We start from the raw sequence: 18,232 nt of genomic DNA on the forward strand, positions 1-18,232 counted from the left end.
CTTTCTATATACTTAAATCAAGCAAATGAGAGCTTTTTTTAACTACTTCTTGCTCTTCTTGTTCATCTTCATCTTCTTGCTCTTGTTCTTGATGATGTTTAGAATGTTTCCTTTCTTCCTCTTGTCTTTCTTTTACTTCATCGCTTACTTCGTGGGTTTGATTAACTTTTTCAAGTTTTTCAACTGCCTTTTCTTTTGCTTGAAACTCACTCATATTTACTAAAGTTGCAAAAGAATCTTTTGCTAGCTCATTGCTTACTTGTGCTGAATGTACCGGTGCATTTTGGTTAGCATAATTAACGCCACCTATGGGACTTATAGGCATACTTACTCCTTTAAAATGCTTATAGTCTTATAATTTGTATAATTTACAAAAGCCTTTTCTCTAACCTTAACAAAATTCTTACTCGTATAATCGACAAAATAAGCTCCAGAGCTTAGCTTGGAAAATTCCACACAAAGTTTTGCTGCAAATTCTAGCACTAATTGACTTATTTTTAATTTATTTGAAGTGATGATCACATGTGCACTAGGATAATCTTTCACGTGCAACCAAATATCATCTTTTTTAGCTATTTTTAACAAGTATTCATTAGCTTTTTCATTGCGCCCTACGCTGATTTTAAACTCATCAAAATAAAAACTACTAACCCCTGCATTCAACTCTTCTTTTTTGGTTTTTTTACTTTTTTTAGGCATTAAAACTTCTAATTCTCGCAAAGAAGTGCTTTTAGTGATTAAATCTTTTAAATTGATTAAAAAATCAAGTTTTTCACTTAAAATTTCTCTTTCTATATTGATATTTTTAGCCTTTTGTTTTAGCTTTTTTGCCATTTTATAAAATTCATTCGCGCTATTTTTAGGAGTATCTTCGAGCTTAAAAGCAAGTTCATTTGCATTAAAATCTTGCAAAATAAATTCTCTTTGATAATCTTTTAAAGAATTTAAATTAGCAAATAAAACATCTGCTTTTTGGCTTAATTCTTGAGCTTTTTTTAACAAATTGCTTTCTTGCTCTAAATTTTCTATACTCTCTTTAAGGGTAAAGATTTTTTTATCTACATTTAAAAGTTTATTTTCTTTTATGTCTTTTAAACGATCTTGCTGTAACTTTTTAGCACTTTCTTTAAAATACGCATTAAAATCATCAATCTTTACAAACTTTTCTTTGATCTCATAAGCTTTTAAAGCTTGAAGTTTTTCGCCTATTTTTACAATACGGTAGCTTTTATCTATATGACGTAAAGCTTCTATGATAATATCATTAGTGTCTGTGATGATTACATTAGTGTTTTTTCCTGTAAATTCAAAATAAATCTTAGCTCCATAAGCTTTGTAAGATTTTTCCGATAAAACTTCAAAAGATAAAATTCTATTATTTTCTAATACTTCTAAATTTAAAATCTTTGCATTAGAAAAGTATTTTTTTAACATAAAATCAAAAGGTGCATTATAGACTTTTGCTTGGAGTTTATCTTGGTAAATTCCACTTTTTCCACGTGTTAAATCTAGTATAAAAACTTGATGATCTAAGCTAAGCTCTAAGATATTATCATCAAGGCGTTTGAGATAATTTAGTCTTTGGAATTGTTTAAAATAATCTTTTATTTGTATTAAATCTGTATATTTCATAAATGTATTATAAAATATTTTGATGAATTTATGAGGTTTTTATGAGTGAAAAAATTCCCTATCCTTGTGTGATTTTATGTGGCGGAAAGTCTTCACGTATGGGAGAAGATAAAAGCTTATTGCAAGTAGATGATAAAAACTTAACTCTTTATCAGTATGAAAAAATGTCAAAAATTTTTAATCAAGTTTTTATTAGCACCAAAAAAGATAAATTTCATCAAAAAAACTTAGCACTTATTTTAGATGAGGATTTAAACAACTATTCTCCACTCATTGCCTTAAATTCTATACTTAAACATTTTCAAAATACCTATGTATTTATCCTTAGTGTAGATACTCCGAGTATAAGCAAAGAAAGTATTTATAAACTTTTTCATCATCTAAAAGCACAAAATATACTCTTAGCAAGCACAAAAAAACACAAGCATTATTTGTGCGGATTTTATCATAGTAGAAATTTTGAAAAAACTTTGCAATTTTTACAAGAAAATAACCACAAACTAGCCCTTTTTTGTGATACAATGAAAGCAGAATTTATAGAGTTTGAAAATGAAAATGAGTTTATAAATTTAAATTATTTAAACGAATACAAAAAGTGGCTTCATGAAAAGGACAATTCTACCCATACTATGTGCTTTTAGTGCTTTAGCAAATGAAGATTTAATCAATCAAGCCTTAGAATATGAAAGGCAAGGTAAGTATAAAAAGGCTATGCAAATTTATAAAAGCTTAGCTTTAAAAGATACAGCGAAAACAAAAAATTTAGAACTTTCTCTTAATAATGAGCAAAATACAACAAAAGAACGCAAAATAGATGATTTTAACCCAAGAAGCGAAGCTTTAGCAAATTACCTTGGCACAGAAAAATCATATAATCCTTTTGGTATTAGCACGCATAATCTTAGTTATTTTATGCCTGTTTCTTATAGTTTTAGCAAAAGAGATTATAAAAGCACTGAAACTAAATTTCAAATTAGTCTTAAAAAAACTCTTTTTGAAAATCTTTTGGGTTTAAATGAAAGTTACAACATAGCTTATACACAAATTTCGTGGTGGCAGCTTTATGAGCATTCATCGCCTTTTAGAGAAACTAATTATTTGCCTGAATTTTTCATCAATTTTCCTATAAGTGGGCATGGAGCTTTTGAAAATTTAAAAAATGTACGCGTTGGTTTGTTGCACGAATCAAACGGACAAGATGATCCAAAATCAAGATCTTGGAATAGAATTTATCTAAGCAATGCGTGGTTTTTTGGGGACTTTGTGTTTATACCTAGGGTTTGGCTAAGAATTCCTGAAAAAAGCTCAGAGGATGATAATCCCGATATAGAAAAATATTTGGGTAATTTTGATATCAATCTTGCTTATACTCAAGATGATTATTTTATCAATATCTTATGGCGTAATAATTTAAATTTTGCTAATAACCGCGGTGCAGTGGAAATAAGCGGAGCTTATAAAATTTCTAACAATGGCTTGTATATTTACACTCAGTATTTTAATGGTTATGGTGAGAGTCTTATTGAGTATAATAAATCTTCAAGCAGACTCTCAAGCGGAATTTTGTTAATGTATTAAAATGGAAAAATTTTGTTTTATTAAGTTTATCATTAACGATGAAAAATCTTTTAAAAGATTATGTGAGTTGTTTAATTATATTAAAATTTTAAAAGATGAAAATTTACAAATAGAAGATTTATACACAGATGAAAGTATATATAATTTTTATAGCAAAAAAGAATTAGAATATTTCTCAAGCAGAGATTGCTGGGAATTTGATGATATTTTTGATTGTATAGGAAATGGAGAGTATTATTTTCACTCCATAGAAAAAATAGAGGAAAATATTGCCAAATTATATTTTTACCCCGTTTCTTTTCCTTATGGTGGAGTTGAACCTATAATCGAGTTTATAAAATCATTCCAAATGAAAATTCTTACAATTGATTGTGGTTATGTGGAAGAATTTGAATATTAAAAGCCTTTTTAGACTTTTAATATTTTAAATTAAGAAAAATGCTATAACACTACCTAAGATAAGTAAAGAGCCATTAAAGCATAAAAAGGTTGGTATACAAGTATCTTTGATATGATCACCTTGCTTATCTGCATTAAGCCCTACGCTCACTCCTAAAGTTGTTTCACTAGCAGGCGATCCTGCATCGCCTAAAGCTCCAGCAACGCCGATGATAAAAATAATCGCAGCAGGTGAAAAACCAAGCTCTATACATATAGGACAAAACAAAGCAGCGATGATAGGAATAGTACCAAAAGAACTACCTATGCCTATGGTAATTAAAAGCCCTATGGCTAGCATGATAAAAATAGCCAAAAAGTGACTTTGCTCCATAAAAGGCACACTTGTTTTTACAAGCTCAGCTATACCCCCACTTTGCTTTAAAACCTCTCCATACCCTGAAGCAACAAGCATTACAAAGGCTATATAACCCATGATTTTAAGCCCATCATCAAAAACTAGATTAACTTTGTTATACTCTACTCCGCCCAAAACCACCATCAATACAAAACCCAAAAGTCCTGATAAAGGTAAATTATGCGTTAAAATTTGCAAAATCAAAGTCAGCAAAAGACCAGCTAAAACGCCCCATTCTTTTTTACTCATTTTTAAATTTTCAAAATCCATTTTGGCAATTTGCTCTTCTTGATATTCTCTTGGTTTAGCATAAAATACAAACACAGCCAAAAACAAACCAACTAGCATACAAATAGCCGCAAAAGCCATAGTTTGAGAAACTTCTCTTAGGCTAATTTGTACCCCATTTGAATTTAAATTATCCACAAGCAAAGTTTGAAAAATAAGCCCAAATCCCAAAGGTACCACCATATAAGGAGTTGTAAGTCCAAAAGTTAGCGCACAAGCTATGGCTCTACGGTCTATTTTTAACTTATTAAAAAGTTTTAACAAAGGTGGGATCAATAAAGGCACAAAAGCCACGTGGATAGGGATTAAATTTTGTGAAAAACAAGCAATAAATGCCAAAGAAAGTATAAGTAAGTATTTTTTATGTGAAATATAATGCGAAACTATTTTAATCAAATATGCTGTTAAATTAGTTTTTGATATAGCAGCAGCCACTGCTCCAAGTAAAATATAACTTAGTGCTGTTTGTAAATTTCCTTGCATACCATCGATTAAAACTTTCATAGAATCCATCATAGCTTGTGGAAGTTGAGTAAAAAACTCCATCAAAGTTAAATGCTCTACATTCATAAATTTAGACCAAACGCCCACAAAAAGCCCAGAAAGCAAAACACTAAGCAAAACATTAAACCTAAAAAAACACAAAAGCGTCATCAATACAACGCCTATAAATACTGGATTAGTTAAAAGCATTACATTCCTTAAATCAAAATAATTGCACATTTTAAATAATTTTCTTTAAAATACCATTTAAGTTTAAAAAATTTAAGCAAAAATTGCAAAATAAAAGCATAAAATGATAGTTTTTACTTTAAAAAGGATACAAATGAGAAGCGACGCGATCAAAAAAGGACATTTAAAAGCACCAAATCGCTCTTTACTTAGAGCATGTGGTTTAAATGATGAGGATTTTAACAAGCCTTTTATAGGTGTGGCAAATAGCTATATAGATATCATTCCAGGACATTTTTTCTTAAATGAATATGCAAAAATCATTAAAGATGAAATTCGCAAAAATGGCTGTATTCCTTTTGAATTTAACACTATAGGTGTGGATGATGGTATAGCTATGGGACATGATGGTATGCTTTATTCTTTGCCAAGTCGTGAAATCATCGCAAACTCTATTGAAACAGTGATGAATGCACACCAACTTGATGCACTAATTTGTATCCCAAATTGTGATAAAATCACTCCAGGTATGCTCATGGGGGCTTTAAGAGTTAATGTGCCGACTATTTTTGTGAGTGGTGGGCCTATGAGAGCAGGAGTAAATAAACACGGAGAAAAAATCAGCCTAAGTTCTGTTTTTGAAGCAGTGGGAGCTTATGAGGCTAAAAAAATCGATGAAGAGGATTTAAAAGATATAGAATGCAAAGCTTGTCCTAGCGGGGGATCATGCTCGGGTATGTTTACTGCAAATTCTATGAATACTTTATGCGAGGCTATGGGTATAGCACTAGAAGGAAATGGAACCATTTTAGCACTTAGCAAAGAAAGAGAAGAGCTTTTAAGAAAGACTGCGCGTAGAATTTGTGAGATTGCTCTAGATGAGCGTTTTAAAATTCGTAATATCATTACTAAAAAATCCATTAGCAATGCTTTAGTTGTTGATATGGCTATGGGTGGAAGCTCAAATACTATCTTACATATGCTTGCCATTGCTTATGAAGCAGGTGTAAATTTGGACATAAAAGAACTCAATCACATCAGTGCTAATGTAGCTCATATAGCCAAAATTGCTCCATCTTTAAATACTGTTTATATGGAAGATATACACAAAGCAGGTGGAGTAAGTGCGGTAATGGCTGAAATAGCTAAAAAACCAGGCCATATTTTAGAACTTGATACTCTAGATATTAGCGGAAAAACTTTAAAAGAACGCATTGAGAATGCTAGTATTAAAGATGAAAATATTATAAGAAAAATAGACAATGCTTATTCAAATGTAGGTGGACTTGCTATACTTTTTGGGAATTTAGCCAAGCAAGGCTGTGTGATAAAAACTGCAGGTATTATGGGTGAGCGTAAATTCAAAGGAAAAGCGGTTTGTTTTAACTCTCAAGAAGAAGCCATTAAAGGCATTATAAAAGGTAAAGTTAAAGAAGGCGATGTATGCGCAATACGCTATGAAGGGCCAAAAGGCGGACCTGGTATGCAAGAAATGCTTAGCCCGACTTCATTGCTCACAGGTATGGGACTTGGTGCTAAAGTTGCACTTATAACAGATGGTCGTTTTAGCGGAGCTACAAGAGGGCTTAGCATAGGTCACATTTCTCCTGAAGCTGCAGAAGGTGGGCTTATAGCGCTTTTAGAAGATGGCGATGAGATAGAAATTGATGTGGATACTTACAGCATTAATGTAAATTTAACCCAAGATGAAATTAGCAAACGCAAAGCAAACTTTAAAATGCCTTATAAACAAGTAAATTCAAGATGGCTTAAAATGTATCAAAAACTTGTGAGCAATGCTAGCAAAGGCGGGGTTTTAGATTTAGAATAATTTTCTTAATTTCTTAGAGAAATTAAGAAATATCTTTTAAATGTGAAAACAAAAATATGAAAAATTATGTTAAAGTGGCCGGGAGAAAGGGATTCGAACCCCTGGAGGTGTGACCCTCAACGGTTTTCAAGACCGCCGCTTTCGACCACTCAGCCATCTCCCGAAAGAATAAAATATCAAGTATTAACATCGCATTGGAGGCGACATCCGGATTCGAACCGGAGATCAAGGCTTTGCAGGCCCATGCCTTACCGCTTGGCTATGTCGCCTTGAGTTACCAAAAAGTGGTGCCCGAGGCCGGACTTGAACCGGCACGGAAGAAAAATTCCGAGGGATTTTAAGTCCCTTGTGTCTACCAATTCCACCACCCGGGCGGGTGATAATGGAGCGGGAAACGAGATTCGAACTCGCGACCCCAACCTTGGCAAGGTTGTGCTCTACCCCTGAGCTATTCCCGCTTAAAAATGATAAGTTGAAATTATACAGATAAAAACTTAAATTTAAATAAAATAATACCTATTACTATAAAGCCTCACTTAAAAACAGCAATAGTTTTATTTTTTTATAATTTTTTTAGCAGTAAAATACACGATTAAAAATTTAATGACAAGGAGTATCCAAATGTTTAAATTTAACAGTTTATCAAATAAACTGACTATGATAGCTTGTTTTTTAATAGCTATTATTTTAATAGTAGTTAATGTTATTAACTATTTTGAATCCAAACAAAATACTAGCTACTATCTAGAAGAAATCCAAAAGAAAACCATGATAGATGTTAATAAAGCTTATGAAATTTACTCAAATAGCAAAAGAACGGCAATTAGTTCAATTGTAAGCTTTATGGAAAAAAATCCCAATGTAGAGACTAGAGAAATTTTTGATATACTAGCTACTATAAAGGAATCAGCTGGCTTTGATGTGGTATATCTTGGATTTGACATAAATGGCAAATTATATCAATCTAATAGAATTGTTAGAAGCCCGGAAGAAACAGGATTTGATGCAAGAACAAGATCATGGTATCAAGAAGCTAAAGCAGCAGGAAAACTTGTAGTATCTGATCCTTATAAAAGTGTAGAAGATGATGCTGTAACTATATCTTATACAGCTCCTATTTTTGTCAACGGTAAGCTTTTAGCGGTAGTTGGAGGCGATTATAATCTGCATACCTTCTCTAAAGATGTTTTAGCTATTGGTCATTCTGAAAGCTCCTATGCAGGTGTATATGATAAAGAGGGTGTTATTGTTTTTCATGAAGACAAAGATAGAATGCTCACCAAAAACGATTTAAGTATCAACATAGCTAATGCCGTTAAAGCAAATCCTGATTTGATTGATCCAACTAAACAAGAAACCTTGTTCTATGCTAAAGACGATCAAGGAAAAACTCAAGTAGTAACTTGTAACCAAGCACTAAATCCTAAATATATGGTTTGTTCTATTACAGATGAATCTGTATATACTGATGCAGTTAATAAAGTATTATTTCAACAAATCATCATTGCATTAATAGCTATAGCAGTGGCTTTACTTTTAGTAAGATTTGCTATTATCAAAAACTTAAAACCTATTGCAGTTATCACTACCGGTCTCAACTCTTTCTTTGATTTCATCAATCATAAAACTAAAGATTCAGCTATGATAGATGTTAAAACAAATGATGAGCTTGGTGCTATGGCAAAAGCTATCAATGAAAACATCACCAAAACTAAAAATGCATTAGAACAAGATGCTAAAGCAGTAGAACAATCAGTAGATACAGCTAAAGAAATAGAAGGTGGTAATCTAACAGCTAGAATTACTGCAATTCCTGCTAATCCTCAATTAGTAGAATTAAAAAATGTATTAAATGAAATGCTAAATGTATTAGAACAAAAGGTTGGTTCTAATATGAATGAAATTAATAGAGTATTTGATAGCTATAAGGCATTAGACTTTACTACTGAAGTTAAAAATGCTAAAGGTGGAGTTGAAGTAACTACTAATGTATTAGGTCAAGAAATCGTAGCTATGCTAAGACAATCATCTGAATTTGCTTCTTTATTAGCAGATGAAAGTGGTAAATTACAAAGTGCTGTTAAGAACTTAACAGATTCTTCATCTTCTCAAGCTTCTTCTTTAGAAGAAACAGCAGCAGCACTAGAAGAGATTACTTCTTCTATGCAAAATGTATCGCATAAAACTAGTGAAGTTATTGCTCAAAGTGAAGAGATTAAAAATGTTACTTCTATAATAGGTGATATTGCAGATCAAATTAACTTGCTTGCATTAAATGCTGCTATTGAAGCAGCTCGTGCAGGAGAACACGGTCGTGGCTTTGCTGTTGTTGCAGATGAAGTTAGAAACCTAGCTGAAAGAACTCAAAAGTCTTTAGGTGAGATTGAAGCTAATACTAATATCTTAGTTCAATCTATTAATGAAATGGGTGAGAGTATTAAAGAACAAACTACAGGTATTACTCAAATAAATGATGCTGTAGCACAAATTGATCATGTAACCCAAGAGAACTTAAAGATAGCAAAAGATAGTGCAGCTATATCTGATAATGTAAATAAAATAGCTAATGATATCTTAGAGGATGCTAGGAAGAAGAAGTTTTAAATAATTAAACTAAACCCTTAGTGGGTTTAGTTTAACTACTATCCTTCATTATGTTTTTAATTGCTTTTTATAATTTTTTATTAAATAATCATTTTTTTACATTTAAATAAGATATTTTTTTATTAAAAATAATATAAGATAATTTTTCCCCTAAAAACTACACAAACTATAAATAAGGATGATTTATGGGAAAAATTACCAAAACCTTAACAGGTAAACTCACTTTTTTTGCATTCTTAGCAATTATAGCTATTTTATTTATTGCAAATGCTTTTAACTATGCCGAAGTAAAGCACGATGTACAAAAACTTATCAACGATATACAAGTTAAAACTATGCAAGATGTTTTAAAAAGCTTTGATGATTACACTGCTTCAAGAAGCGATGCTATAAAAGCCGTTGCGGCTGAAATTCAAAAAAACCCCAATGCAAGTTTAGAAGAAATCTACACTATGGTTAAAGTTGCAAAAGAGTCAAGTCGTTTTGATGTTTTGTATGTAGGACTTGCAAAAAATGGAGCAATGATTAGGTCAAATGGAAACCATCAAATGCCTTCTGATGGCTATGATCCAAGAACTAGAACTTGGTACACGAGCGTTTCTTCTGGAGAAAATAAAGTCGTTATTTCAAAACCTTATATGGCTCCAAGTTTAAAGGCTCCTTCTTTAGCTTTTTCATATCCTATTGTTGTAGATGGTAAATTTATAGGTGCAGTTGGTGGAAATTATGATTTAAATACTTTTTCAGATAATGTACTAGCAATGGGAAGATCTCAAAGTGGCTACACTGTGGTTTTAGATGATGAAGGAACTGTGTTGTTTCATGAATCTTCAAAAGCATTGTTAACAAAAGATGATTTATCCCAAAACATTGTAAAGGCTTATCTTTCTACACCAGAAGGTAAGGCAGGACAGCTTTCAAGTGAACCTATGATTATTGAAGATGGAAGTGCACCGCGTAAAGCAGTAATATGCCAAGAATCCTCAACAGGGTACAATGTTTGTGTAATTGCGGATGAAAAAATTTACAAAGATCCGGTAAATAAAGCTTTAGTAAAACAAATAATTATAGGGGCCATAAGTTTAGTGATAGCTCTTATAGTCATAAGATTCATGATTAATTATAATTTATCCCCTCTACAAAAAATCCAAACCGGTCTCAACTCTTTCTTTGATTTCATCAATCATAAAACTAAAGATTCAGCTATGATAGATGTTAAAACAAATGATGAGCTTGGTGCTATGGCAAAAGCTATCAATGAAAACATCACCAAAACTAAAAATGCATTAGAACAAGATGCTAAAGCAGTAGAACAATCAGTAGATACAGCTAAAGAAATAGAAGGTGGTAATCTAACAGCTAGAATTACTGCAATTCCTGCTAATCCTCAATTAGTAGAATTAAAAAATGTATTAAATGAAATGCTAAATGTATTAGAACAAAAGGTTGGTTCTAATATGAATGAAATTAATAGAGTATTTGATAGCTATAAGGCATTAGACTTTACTACTGAAGTTAAAAATGCTAAAGGTGGAGTTGAAGTAACTACTAATGTATTAGGTCAAGAAATCGTAGCTATGCTAAGACAATCATCTGAATTTGCTTCTTTATTAGCAGATGAAAGTGGTAAATTACAAAGTGCTGTTAAGAACTTAACAGATTCTTCATCTTCTCAAGCTTCTTCTTTAGAAGAAACAGCAGCAGCACTAGAAGAGATTACTTCTTCTATGCAAAATGTATCGCATAAAACTAGTGAAGTTATTGCTCAAAGTGAAGAGATTAAAAATGTTACTTCTATAATAGGTGATATTGCAGATCAAATTAACTTGCTTGCATTAAATGCTGCTATTGAAGCAGCTCGTGCAGGAGAACACGGTCGTGGCTTTGCTGTTGTTGCAGATGAAGTTAGAAACCTAGCTGAAAGAACTCAAAAGTCTTTAGGTGAGATTGAAGCTAATACTAATATCTTAGTTCAATCTATTAATGAAATGGGTGAGAGTATTAAAGAACAAACTACAGGTATTACTCAAATAAATGATGCTGTAGCACAAATTGATCATGTAACCCAAGAGAACTTAAAGATAGCAAAAGATAGTGCAGCTATATCTGATAATGTAAATAAAATAGCTAATGATATCTTAGAGGATGCTAGGAAGAAGAAGTTTTAAATAATTAAACTAAACCCTTAGTGGGTTTAGTTGGTGTGGAAGGATTAAGCGATTAGTCATCAAATTTTTGACCTAAAATATTACCTTTAAAATCTGTATAAATTTCCATCATATTGTTTGTTCTGAATTTATAACCATTGATTTTTTTATCTACTTCTACAATAGCTGCATTTGGTTGTGCTGCTTGTACTTTTGCAATAACTTCTTTTGGGATAAATCCTGTTGGAATTGCTTTATATTTTCCATCAACTTCTTTCCAGTCTCCATTAATGATAAAATCAATTTCAGTTCCATCAACTAAATTTACTTCATAAGAATCTACATCTTGCTTTACATAACCTACATTTACACCTTTAAAATGAGTGTTTAAAAATTCTTGAGCCTTTTGAGGTAAAGCATTTGGGCTAACAACCATATCTGCAAACATAGAACTTGCACAAACTAAACTAGCTACCATTAATTTCATTTTCATTTTTTCTCCTTTAGATAAAAGTTGAAAGAATGATATTGTTTGCTTGTGAAATTTGTGTGAATTTTAATTTTTAAAACCAACTATCTTATTTTTATCAAAAGAAGATTCTATTTCTTTTTCTATAGTATGCAAAAAATCACTCATTTTAAAAACACCATCTTTAGAAATAGCCGCTTTTAAAGCTGTGTTTTTAACTACCATTACAATTTGAGCTCCACTTAATTCATATGAAGCTAAATTTTTTAAATCAAAACTATCGTCAAATTTAGCATTTTTAGGCAAAGCCTTTTGCCATATCATTAAGCGTTGTTCATAATTTGGCTTTTTAAATTCGATTTTATACTCAAACCTTCTTGAAAAAGCCACATCTAAACTTTCTAAAAAGTTTGTTGTAGCTATGATAACTCCACTAAAACGCTCAATTTGCTCTAAAAAAATATTTTGCATTTGATTATGCATTTTATCAGCACCAGCACTACTTTCTACTCTAGTACTTAAAAATTGATCCGCCTCATTTAAAAGCAAAATAGGACTTTGCTTACTTGTTTGACAAAGTTCTTTGTAAGTATCAAAAATCTTTCTTACATTTTGCTCACTCTCGCCCACATATTTACTTAAAATTTTTGAGCAATCAAAACTTAAAATAGATTTTTTCATAGCTTTTGCCATACTTAATGCACTCATAGTCTTACCTGTACCAGCAGGACCATAGAAAATTATCTTAGCTTCTATGTTTTTATTAGTTTTTATACCCCATTTATTTAATCTTTCTAAAACCTTTTTATCTTGTTGTTTTAATATACTTTCTAATAAATCTTTAGTACTTTGAGGCATAATAACATCATCTATATTGATATTTGGCTCGATTAGCTCAAAGATATCTTGTTCTTTAACTAAATTTTGAAGTTTAATTTTTTTATTCTTCTTTGGCTCTTTGAAATTAATAATTCTTTGTAAAATATCATCACTTAAATAAAAAATCTTAGTTATATCACCCAAAGAATTAACAAATTCATCATATTCTAAAAGATTTGAACTAAGTAGCTTAGAATCTTCTTCTAACAAAGCTTTGTTTTCTTGCTTTTGAGCCTCATCCTCGCTAATTAAATGAAGTAAAAAATTAAAATCTCTACTATAAGAATTTTCAGTATTTAGCAAATACTCTTCTTTTAATAAACTAATAAATATCAAACATTCATTATCGTTTAAAGCATATTCTTTAAAAATCTCTGCTAAAACATTAGAAATTTTACTTTTCTTTAAACGCTCTTTAATATATGCCTCAAAGGTTGCTATATCTTTTTTAATATTCTTACTTTGAGAGCTTTTAGCAAAAAAACGCAATCTTTGATAAAGCTCGATTTTAAAAAATTCATCTTTTAAATACGCAATATGATCTTCATAAATTTGATCTTGCATATAATCTTGTATGCTTTTATTTTCTAAAACTTGCAAGAAAACTTCACTTAAACTTAACTCACATTGTAATAAATTTAAAAGCAAACTTGAGTTTTTACTTGCTTTAAAATCAGAAAAAATTTGAACAATAAAACCTTTTTCTATAAGATTTTTAAGATCTTTTAAATGATCTAAATACTCATATTCATCATTTTTAAAAACTTCACTAAGAAGATTATAAGCATTAATACTTGCATTTGCCTGCAAATAATTTTTGCATAAATGCTTTAAAATTAAAATTTCATCTTCACTGCATTGTAAGTTTTTATAAATATTGCTTTTAAAAGTATCATTAAGAAAAAGTTTTAAATCTTTCATATTTTCCTTTATATTGATTTTATACTAAATTTGATTTTGGATTTTTTATCATTAAAACTCATATTTTTATCACAAACCTCATAAAAAATATCATAATTTTTACTTATAATCTTTTGAGTAAAACCGCAAGAGGTAGCTTGTTTATTTTTTCCATAAAAAATAGGCTTTTTATAGATTAGATCTTGCAAAAAATCATCATAATATTCATTATTAAAAAATCTTTTATTAAAAAAAGTTTTTGCATAGCATATGCCATTAACACAAATTTTATCGCTAATTTTTAACTCAAGTAAGGCTTTAGAAGCGCTATAAAGCTCTAAGCTTGTAAAATTCTTTCCCTCATATAAAAAACCATAATCAGCAAATTTAAACTCTGGGGTTTTTAAAATAATATAAGTACTTTGTGCTTGTGTTTTGCTTTTTAAAGCACAAGAGCTTAAAAAAACACACACAAAACACAAAAAAACTATTTGAAGTAAAGTTTTCATTTAAGGTTTTTAAAACTAAGATTAAGTTCTAAATTGAGTTCTTTTACTATTTTTATCACGCTTTGTAAATCATCAATTTGCTTACCAACTACGCGAATTTCATTACCTCTAATGCTTGAAGTTACCTTTAGTTTGCTATCTTTTATAGCTTTATTAATCTTCTTAGCACTATCAGTATCAATAGTGTCATTAACTTTTAAATTTAGTCTAAAATTTGCTCCACTTTCCCTGCTTAACTCTTTAATACCATTAGGGTTTATCCCTCTTTTAATAAGCTTTGAAATAACAATATCTTTTAGCACTTCAAGCTTTGCTTCGCTAGAGCAAATAAGCTTATAAACACTTTCTTTTTCATTTAACTCTATTTCACTTTTAATACCCTTTAAATCATATCTGCTATCAAGTTCTTTTTTAGCTTGCTCTAAAGCATTTTTTAACTCTTGCTTATCGATTTCCCCGCTAATATCAAAACTATGTTCACTTGCCATTTTCTATAAACTCCTTAAGATTATTAAATACAATTTGGACTAAATTTTGTATGGATTCTTCACTTGCCCATGCAACATGTGGAGTGATGATTAAATTTTCTTTATTTTTTATACTAAGCAAAGGATGATTTTTAACCATAGGTTCTATTTCAAGCACATCAAGCCCTACTTTGATATTTTTCTCATTCATAACTTGAGCTAATTCTGCTTCATTGATGATTCCACCGCGTCCTACATTAATCAAAATAGCATCATCTTTTAAAAGCATTAATTCTTTTTTACTTAATAAATTTTTTGTCTTATCATTTAAAGGTGCGTGGATACTAATTACATCACAAGTTTTTAAAAGCTCTTCAAGACTTACTTTTTCATACTCATCATTATTATTAGTCCCTGAGGTAGAATAGTAACAAATTTTAGAACCAAACATTTGAGAAACCTTAGCTACTTCTTTACCTATAGCTCCAAGTCCTATAATGCCATGTTTTTTACCGGTTAAAGCATGCAAAGTCTTGCTAAAATCACAAAACATTTCACTCTCACACCATTTACCTTCTTTACTCCATTTATCATAATATGGAATTTGATTTAAAAAAGCAAAAAGCAAAGCAAAGGTATGGCTTAAAACACTTTTTGTAGAATAACCGGCTGCATTTTTTACCACTATACCTTTAGAATTTGCATAAGCTACATCTATATTATTTACCCCTGTACCAAGTTGTAAAATAAGTTTTAGATTGGCGCTATCAATCACTTTTTTGTCAATGATGATTTTATTTATCATCACAACTTGTGCATTAGCTATTCTTGCAATAACCTCATCTTTAGAAGTTAAATCATAACTTACAAACTCGCCAAGACTTTCAAAAGCCGTTAAATCCGCTCCACCTAAGGTAGCAGCATCTAAGCACACTATTTTCATTAATCTTTTACTATATGTCCTACAAATTTAGAATAATTATCAAGTACTAATCCACCTTTTCTAAAACCTAACCCACAACCCTCATAAGCAAAGAAAACTCCTGCTTGATAATAATCATTTTCATTTTTATTAAACTCAGCAAATTCTTGATATATAAAGCGATTGTTTTGATAATCTCCCTTTGTTTCAAAACTTACATCTCCATTAGCTTCTATAATGGAAACATTAGCTCCTTCTCTACCAAAAACAGGTTTTTTAACGCATTTTTTACCCACTAAAGGCTTATCGCTTGTTTCAAGTAATAAAGGATGATTTGGATAAAGCTCCCATAAAATTTTCATTATACCCTTACTTTGAAACAGTAAAGTATAAGCAGGGTTTAAAATGATTGCTTTTTGATTTTGCATGATTTGCGTTAAAAGCATAGCAAGCTCACCCTCTTCTATGGCTATACTTTCCCAAGGAATGAGTTTGAAAAAATACTCAAAATTTACATCATTTTTAAAAACACCTTCGGGCGAAAATTCTACTTCATCTATAAAAGAAAACTCACTCTCAAAACCTGCTTCACTAGCAATATGTGCTAAAAGTTTGGTTGTGATCATATCCTCATCACTACCTGCGATTGAAGAAAATAATATCTTCCAACCTTCATAATATTTTTCAAACTCACTTACATCTTCTTCTAAAGTGATGAGTCTTTTAAAGTTATCTTTTAAGGCTTCATATATATTATTAAATTGCGAGCTTTCATCTAGGTTATTTTGCTTTAAAATAGCCCATTGTAAAATAGCACTTTCAAATAAAGATGTTGGAGTATCAGCATTAAATTCTATTAGCTTTATAGGCTTACCATCAAGCCCACCTGCTAAGTCAAACCTTCCATATAAATGCCAATGCACATCATTTTCCCAACTCATCTTAATTGCATCAACTAAATTAAAAGGAATTCCAAGCTCATCAAAACGATTATTATCAATCACTTCTTGCGCAGCAGCTACAAACATATCATAAAGCTCATTCACTGCTTCATAATATGCATTTGCTTCATTTTCCCTCACACAAACTAAGTTAGAATCTAAATAATCACTTCCATCATTATCCGTATGCCATGAAAAGCCAATTTGATCTAAGTAAGATTTTTCTAAAGGATTTACTTTTAAAAAATTCATTTTACACCCTTAAGAGCCAAAAGAACTAGAAGAACTCGAAGTAGCTTTAGAACCACCGCCAAAAAAGCCTGATTTTTTCGCACTTGAGCCTGAAGTGGCACTTGTGCTTGCTTTATTAAAACTATTTACACTTCTTTGGTAAGCACTTTGATTTGAAAATGCTCCCCTTTGTTGATTTGCAAAATTTTGATTATTAAAAAGCTTAGAGCCTATCCAACTACCAAGTATAGCACCAGCTGCACTTGCAAGCAATGTCTCACCTAAAGAAAGTCCTCCGCTGCTCATTTGAGCGTTATTTGGATTTGTTAAATTTGAAGTACCATTGTCTATTTTAGCAGCTTCTTCTTGGATTAGCTTATCCATTTCTTCTTTACTTAAAACTCTTTCAGTTCCATCAAGTTGTTTTAAAACCACCCTAGTTTCATCACTTGGAAATTGATCTTTGATTTTGTATTGATTTGGAGCAGTTTCTTCGATGATAACAAAAGCACCTTGAGTATTTGCTGCTTGGCTTAACGCATTATTAGAATCACTTGCATTGCTACTACATGCACTTAAAGCACCTGCGCTTATAGCAGCAATACCACTTATCATACTAAGCTTAAGTATAGTTTTAATGTGTTTCATAATCTTTCCTATAATTTAATAAGTTTAACTTAAATAAGATTTTAACAAAAAAAGTATTAATAAAAATTAATTGCTTTAATTTATCATAGTCATTAAATTACTACTTAAAATAGACATAGCAAAAACAAAAAATATAAAAGCACTTAAATAATCAATGAGTTTTAAATTCTTTTGATAAATTCTTACCATGAAAGGTTTTGAAAATAGTAAAGAAACTAAAGAAAAGTAAATTATAGTTTCTAAGATCAAAACAAAAATTAAAACTATCAACATCCACCGCATTTGGGTAAAATCAAAACTTGCAAAAACACTAGCAAAATAAAAAATAACTTTTGGATTAGATAAATTTGTAATCATCCCGCTTAAAAATGCAGATATGTGAGTTTTTTGAACTTTTATATTACCTATTTTTGCATTTTTGTAAATTCTATAAGCTAAATACAAAAGATAACAAGCCCCAAAACTTGATAAAGCAATCTGCAAAAATGGAAATTGATGAAAAATCACACTCAAACCAAGTATAGAAAATATAATCCACAAACTCATAGCCAAACTCACGCCCAAGCTAGCTTTTAAAGCACTTTTAATACCTTCTCTTAAAGCATAAGAACTTACTAAGAAAAAATCAGGTCCTGGTAAAATAAGTCCAAAAAAATGAATGATTAAAATCCAAAGAAACATAAGTAATCAATGAAGAAAAGCCGATTTCTCGGCTTTT

At 30.6% G+C, this 18,232-nt stretch carries 17 protein-coding genes, 4 tRNA genes and 2 pseudogenes; 8 read left to right on the forward strand and 15 right to left on the reverse strand.

Features of this window, described 5'->3' with window-relative positions; translation table 11 throughout:
• Nucleotides 1–4 precede the first annotated feature (4 nt).
• Entirely contained in the window at nucleotides 5–325 is a 321-nt protein-coding gene (locus CD56_RS07805; RefSeq protein ID WP_039619449.1) for a hypothetical protein, read from the reverse strand.
• Nucleotides 326–327: 2 nt separating this feature from the next.
• The gene (locus CD56_RS07810; protein WP_047208705.1) at nucleotides 328–1,632 is read right to left on the reverse strand and encodes an NFACT RNA binding domain-containing protein; all 1,305 of its coding nucleotides are present in this window, start codon (nucleotides 1,630–1,632) and stop codon (nucleotides 328–330) included.
• A gap of 41 nt (nucleotides 1,633–1,673) precedes the next feature.
• On the opposite strand from CD56_RS07810, the gene CD56_RS07815 reads away from it, so the two are divergent.
• The 3 genes from CD56_RS07815 to CD56_RS07825 are packed head-to-tail and all read left to right on the forward strand — an operon-like array spanning nucleotide 1,674 to nucleotide 3,610.
• Nucleotides 1,674–2,273, forward strand: a complete 600-nt coding sequence (locus CD56_RS07815; RefSeq protein ID WP_047208706.1) for a molybdenum cofactor guanylyltransferase — start codon at nucleotides 1,674–1,676, stop codon at nucleotides 2,271–2,273.
• A complete protein-coding gene (locus CD56_RS07820; RefSeq protein WP_047208707.1) occupies nucleotides 2,236–3,210 on the forward strand; it encodes a phospholipase A in 975 nt (324 codons plus the stop codon). Before CD56_RS07815 ends, CD56_RS07820 begins: the two co-directional genes overlap by 38 nt.
• A 1-nt stretch (nucleotide 3,211) precedes the next feature.
• Nucleotides 3,212–3,610 carry a hypothetical protein gene (locus CD56_RS07825; protein WP_047208708.1) on the forward strand — a complete coding sequence of 133 codons (399 nt, stop codon included), beginning with the start codon at nucleotides 3,212–3,214 and terminating at the stop codon, nucleotides 3,608–3,610.
• 24 nt (nucleotides 3,611–3,634) lie between these two features.
• Here CD56_RS07825 and CD56_RS07830 read toward each other — a convergent pair whose 3' ends face one another.
• Nucleotides 3,635–4,987 carry a Na+/H+ antiporter NhaC family protein gene (locus CD56_RS07830; protein WP_047208709.1) on the reverse strand — a complete coding sequence of 451 codons (1,353 nt, stop codon included), beginning with the start codon at nucleotides 4,985–4,987 and terminating at the stop codon, nucleotides 3,635–3,637.
• Nucleotides 4,988–5,120: 133 nt separating this feature from the next.
• Between CD56_RS07830 and ilvD the strand changes: the two genes are divergently transcribed.
• Nucleotides 5,121–6,797 carry a dihydroxy-acid dehydratase gene (gene ilvD / locus CD56_RS07835; RefSeq protein ID WP_047208710.1) on the forward strand — a complete coding sequence of 559 codons (1,677 nt, stop codon included), beginning with the start codon at nucleotides 5,121–5,123 and terminating at the stop codon, nucleotides 6,795–6,797.
• A gap of 75 nt (nucleotides 6,798–6,872) precedes the next feature.
• On the opposite strand, the gene CD56_RS07840 is transcribed toward ilvD, so the two are convergent.
• The 4 genes from CD56_RS07840 to CD56_RS07855 form a co-directional block, all read right to left on the reverse strand.
• Nucleotides 6,873–6,960 (reverse strand) — tRNA-Ser (locus tag CD56_RS07840).
• A gap of 32 nt (nucleotides 6,961–6,992) precedes the next feature.
• A tRNA-Cys gene (locus CD56_RS07845) sits at nucleotides 6,993–7,066 on the reverse strand.
• A gap of 16 nt (nucleotides 7,067–7,082) precedes the next feature.
• Nucleotides 7,083–7,171: transfer RNA gene (locus tag CD56_RS07850), tRNA-Leu, on the reverse strand.
• 9 nt (nucleotides 7,172–7,180) lie between these two features.
• A tRNA-Gly gene (locus CD56_RS07855) sits at nucleotides 7,181–7,255 on the reverse strand.
• Nucleotides 7,256–7,640: 385 nt separating this feature from the next.
• On the opposite strand from CD56_RS07855, the pseudogene CD56_RS08600 reads away from it, so the two are divergent.
• The 4 genes and pseudogenes from CD56_RS08600 to CD56_RS08615 all read left to right on the forward strand — a co-directional run.
• Nucleotides 7,641–8,183: pseudogene (locus CD56_RS08600) on the forward strand (PDC sensor domain-containing protein); the annotation flags it as partial.
• 777 nt (nucleotides 8,184–8,960) lie between these two features.
• On the forward strand, nucleotides 8,961–9,401 hold the full coding sequence (locus CD56_RS08605) for a methyl-accepting chemotaxis protein (protein ID WP_407044205.1): 441 nt from the start codon (nucleotides 8,961–8,963) through the stop codon (nucleotides 9,399–9,401).
• 452 nt (nucleotides 9,402–9,853) lie between these two features.
• A pseudogene (locus CD56_RS08610) lies at nucleotides 9,854–10,246 on the forward strand (cache domain-containing protein); the annotation flags it as partial.
• An 882-nt stretch (nucleotides 10,247–11,128) separates the two neighbouring features.
• Entirely contained in the window at nucleotides 11,129–11,569 is a 441-nt protein-coding gene (locus CD56_RS08615; protein WP_407044205.1) for a methyl-accepting chemotaxis protein, read from the forward strand.
• Between the two features lie 52 nt (nucleotides 11,570–11,621).
• On the opposite strand, the gene CD56_RS07870 is transcribed toward CD56_RS08615, so the two are convergent.
• The 8 genes from CD56_RS07870 to CD56_RS07905 form a co-directional block, all read right to left on the reverse strand.
• Complete coding sequence (locus CD56_RS07870; RefSeq protein WP_039619466.1) at nucleotides 11,622–12,041, reverse strand: PepSY-like domain-containing protein; 420 nt, start codon at nucleotides 12,039–12,041, stop codon at nucleotides 11,622–11,624.
• 63 nt (nucleotides 12,042–12,104) lie between these two features.
• A complete protein-coding gene (locus tag CD56_RS07875; protein WP_047208713.1) occupies nucleotides 12,105–13,817 on the reverse strand; it encodes an ATP-binding protein in 1,713 nt (570 codons plus the stop codon).
• Between the two features lie 8 nt (nucleotides 13,818–13,825).
• Nucleotides 13,826–14,305, reverse strand: a complete 480-nt coding sequence (locus CD56_RS07880) for a hypothetical protein (protein ID WP_047208714.1) — start codon at nucleotides 14,303–14,305, stop codon at nucleotides 13,826–13,828.
• Nucleotides 14,302–14,793, reverse strand: a complete 492-nt coding sequence (locus CD56_RS07885; protein ID WP_047208715.1) for a YajQ family cyclic di-GMP-binding protein — start codon at nucleotides 14,791–14,793, stop codon at nucleotides 14,302–14,304. The genes CD56_RS07880 and CD56_RS07885 overlap by 4 nt, the downstream gene beginning before the upstream one ends.
• Nucleotides 14,783–15,715, reverse strand: a complete 933-nt coding sequence (locus CD56_RS07890) for a D-2-hydroxyacid dehydrogenase (RefSeq protein WP_047208716.1) — start codon at nucleotides 15,713–15,715, stop codon at nucleotides 14,783–14,785. Before CD56_RS07890 ends, CD56_RS07885 begins: the two co-directional genes overlap by 11 nt.
• Nucleotides 15,715–16,887, reverse strand: a complete 1,173-nt coding sequence (locus CD56_RS07895) for a glutathionylspermidine synthase family protein (RefSeq protein WP_047208717.1) — start codon at nucleotides 16,885–16,887, stop codon at nucleotides 15,715–15,717. Before CD56_RS07895 ends, CD56_RS07890 begins: the two co-directional genes overlap by 1 nt.
• 9 nt (nucleotides 16,888–16,896) lie before the next feature.
• The gene (locus CD56_RS07900; protein ID WP_039619476.1) at nucleotides 16,897–17,514 is read right to left on the reverse strand and encodes a UPF0323 family lipoprotein; all 618 of its coding nucleotides are present in this window, start codon (nucleotides 17,512–17,514) and stop codon (nucleotides 16,897–16,899) included.
• A gap of 75 nt (nucleotides 17,515–17,589) precedes the next feature.
• Nucleotides 17,590–18,195 (reverse strand): LysE family transporter, encoded by a 606-nt coding sequence (locus CD56_RS07905; protein ID WP_047208718.1) that lies wholly within the window; start codon nucleotides 18,193–18,195, stop codon nucleotides 17,590–17,592.
• Between the last annotated feature and the right edge of the window lie 37 nt (nucleotides 18,196–18,232).

The sequence above is a fragment of the Campylobacter lari genome, assembly GCF_001017575.1.
In the GTDB taxonomy this organism is placed as follows: domain Bacteria; phylum Campylobacterota; class Campylobacteria; order Campylobacterales; family Campylobacteraceae; genus Campylobacter_D; species Campylobacter_D lari_C.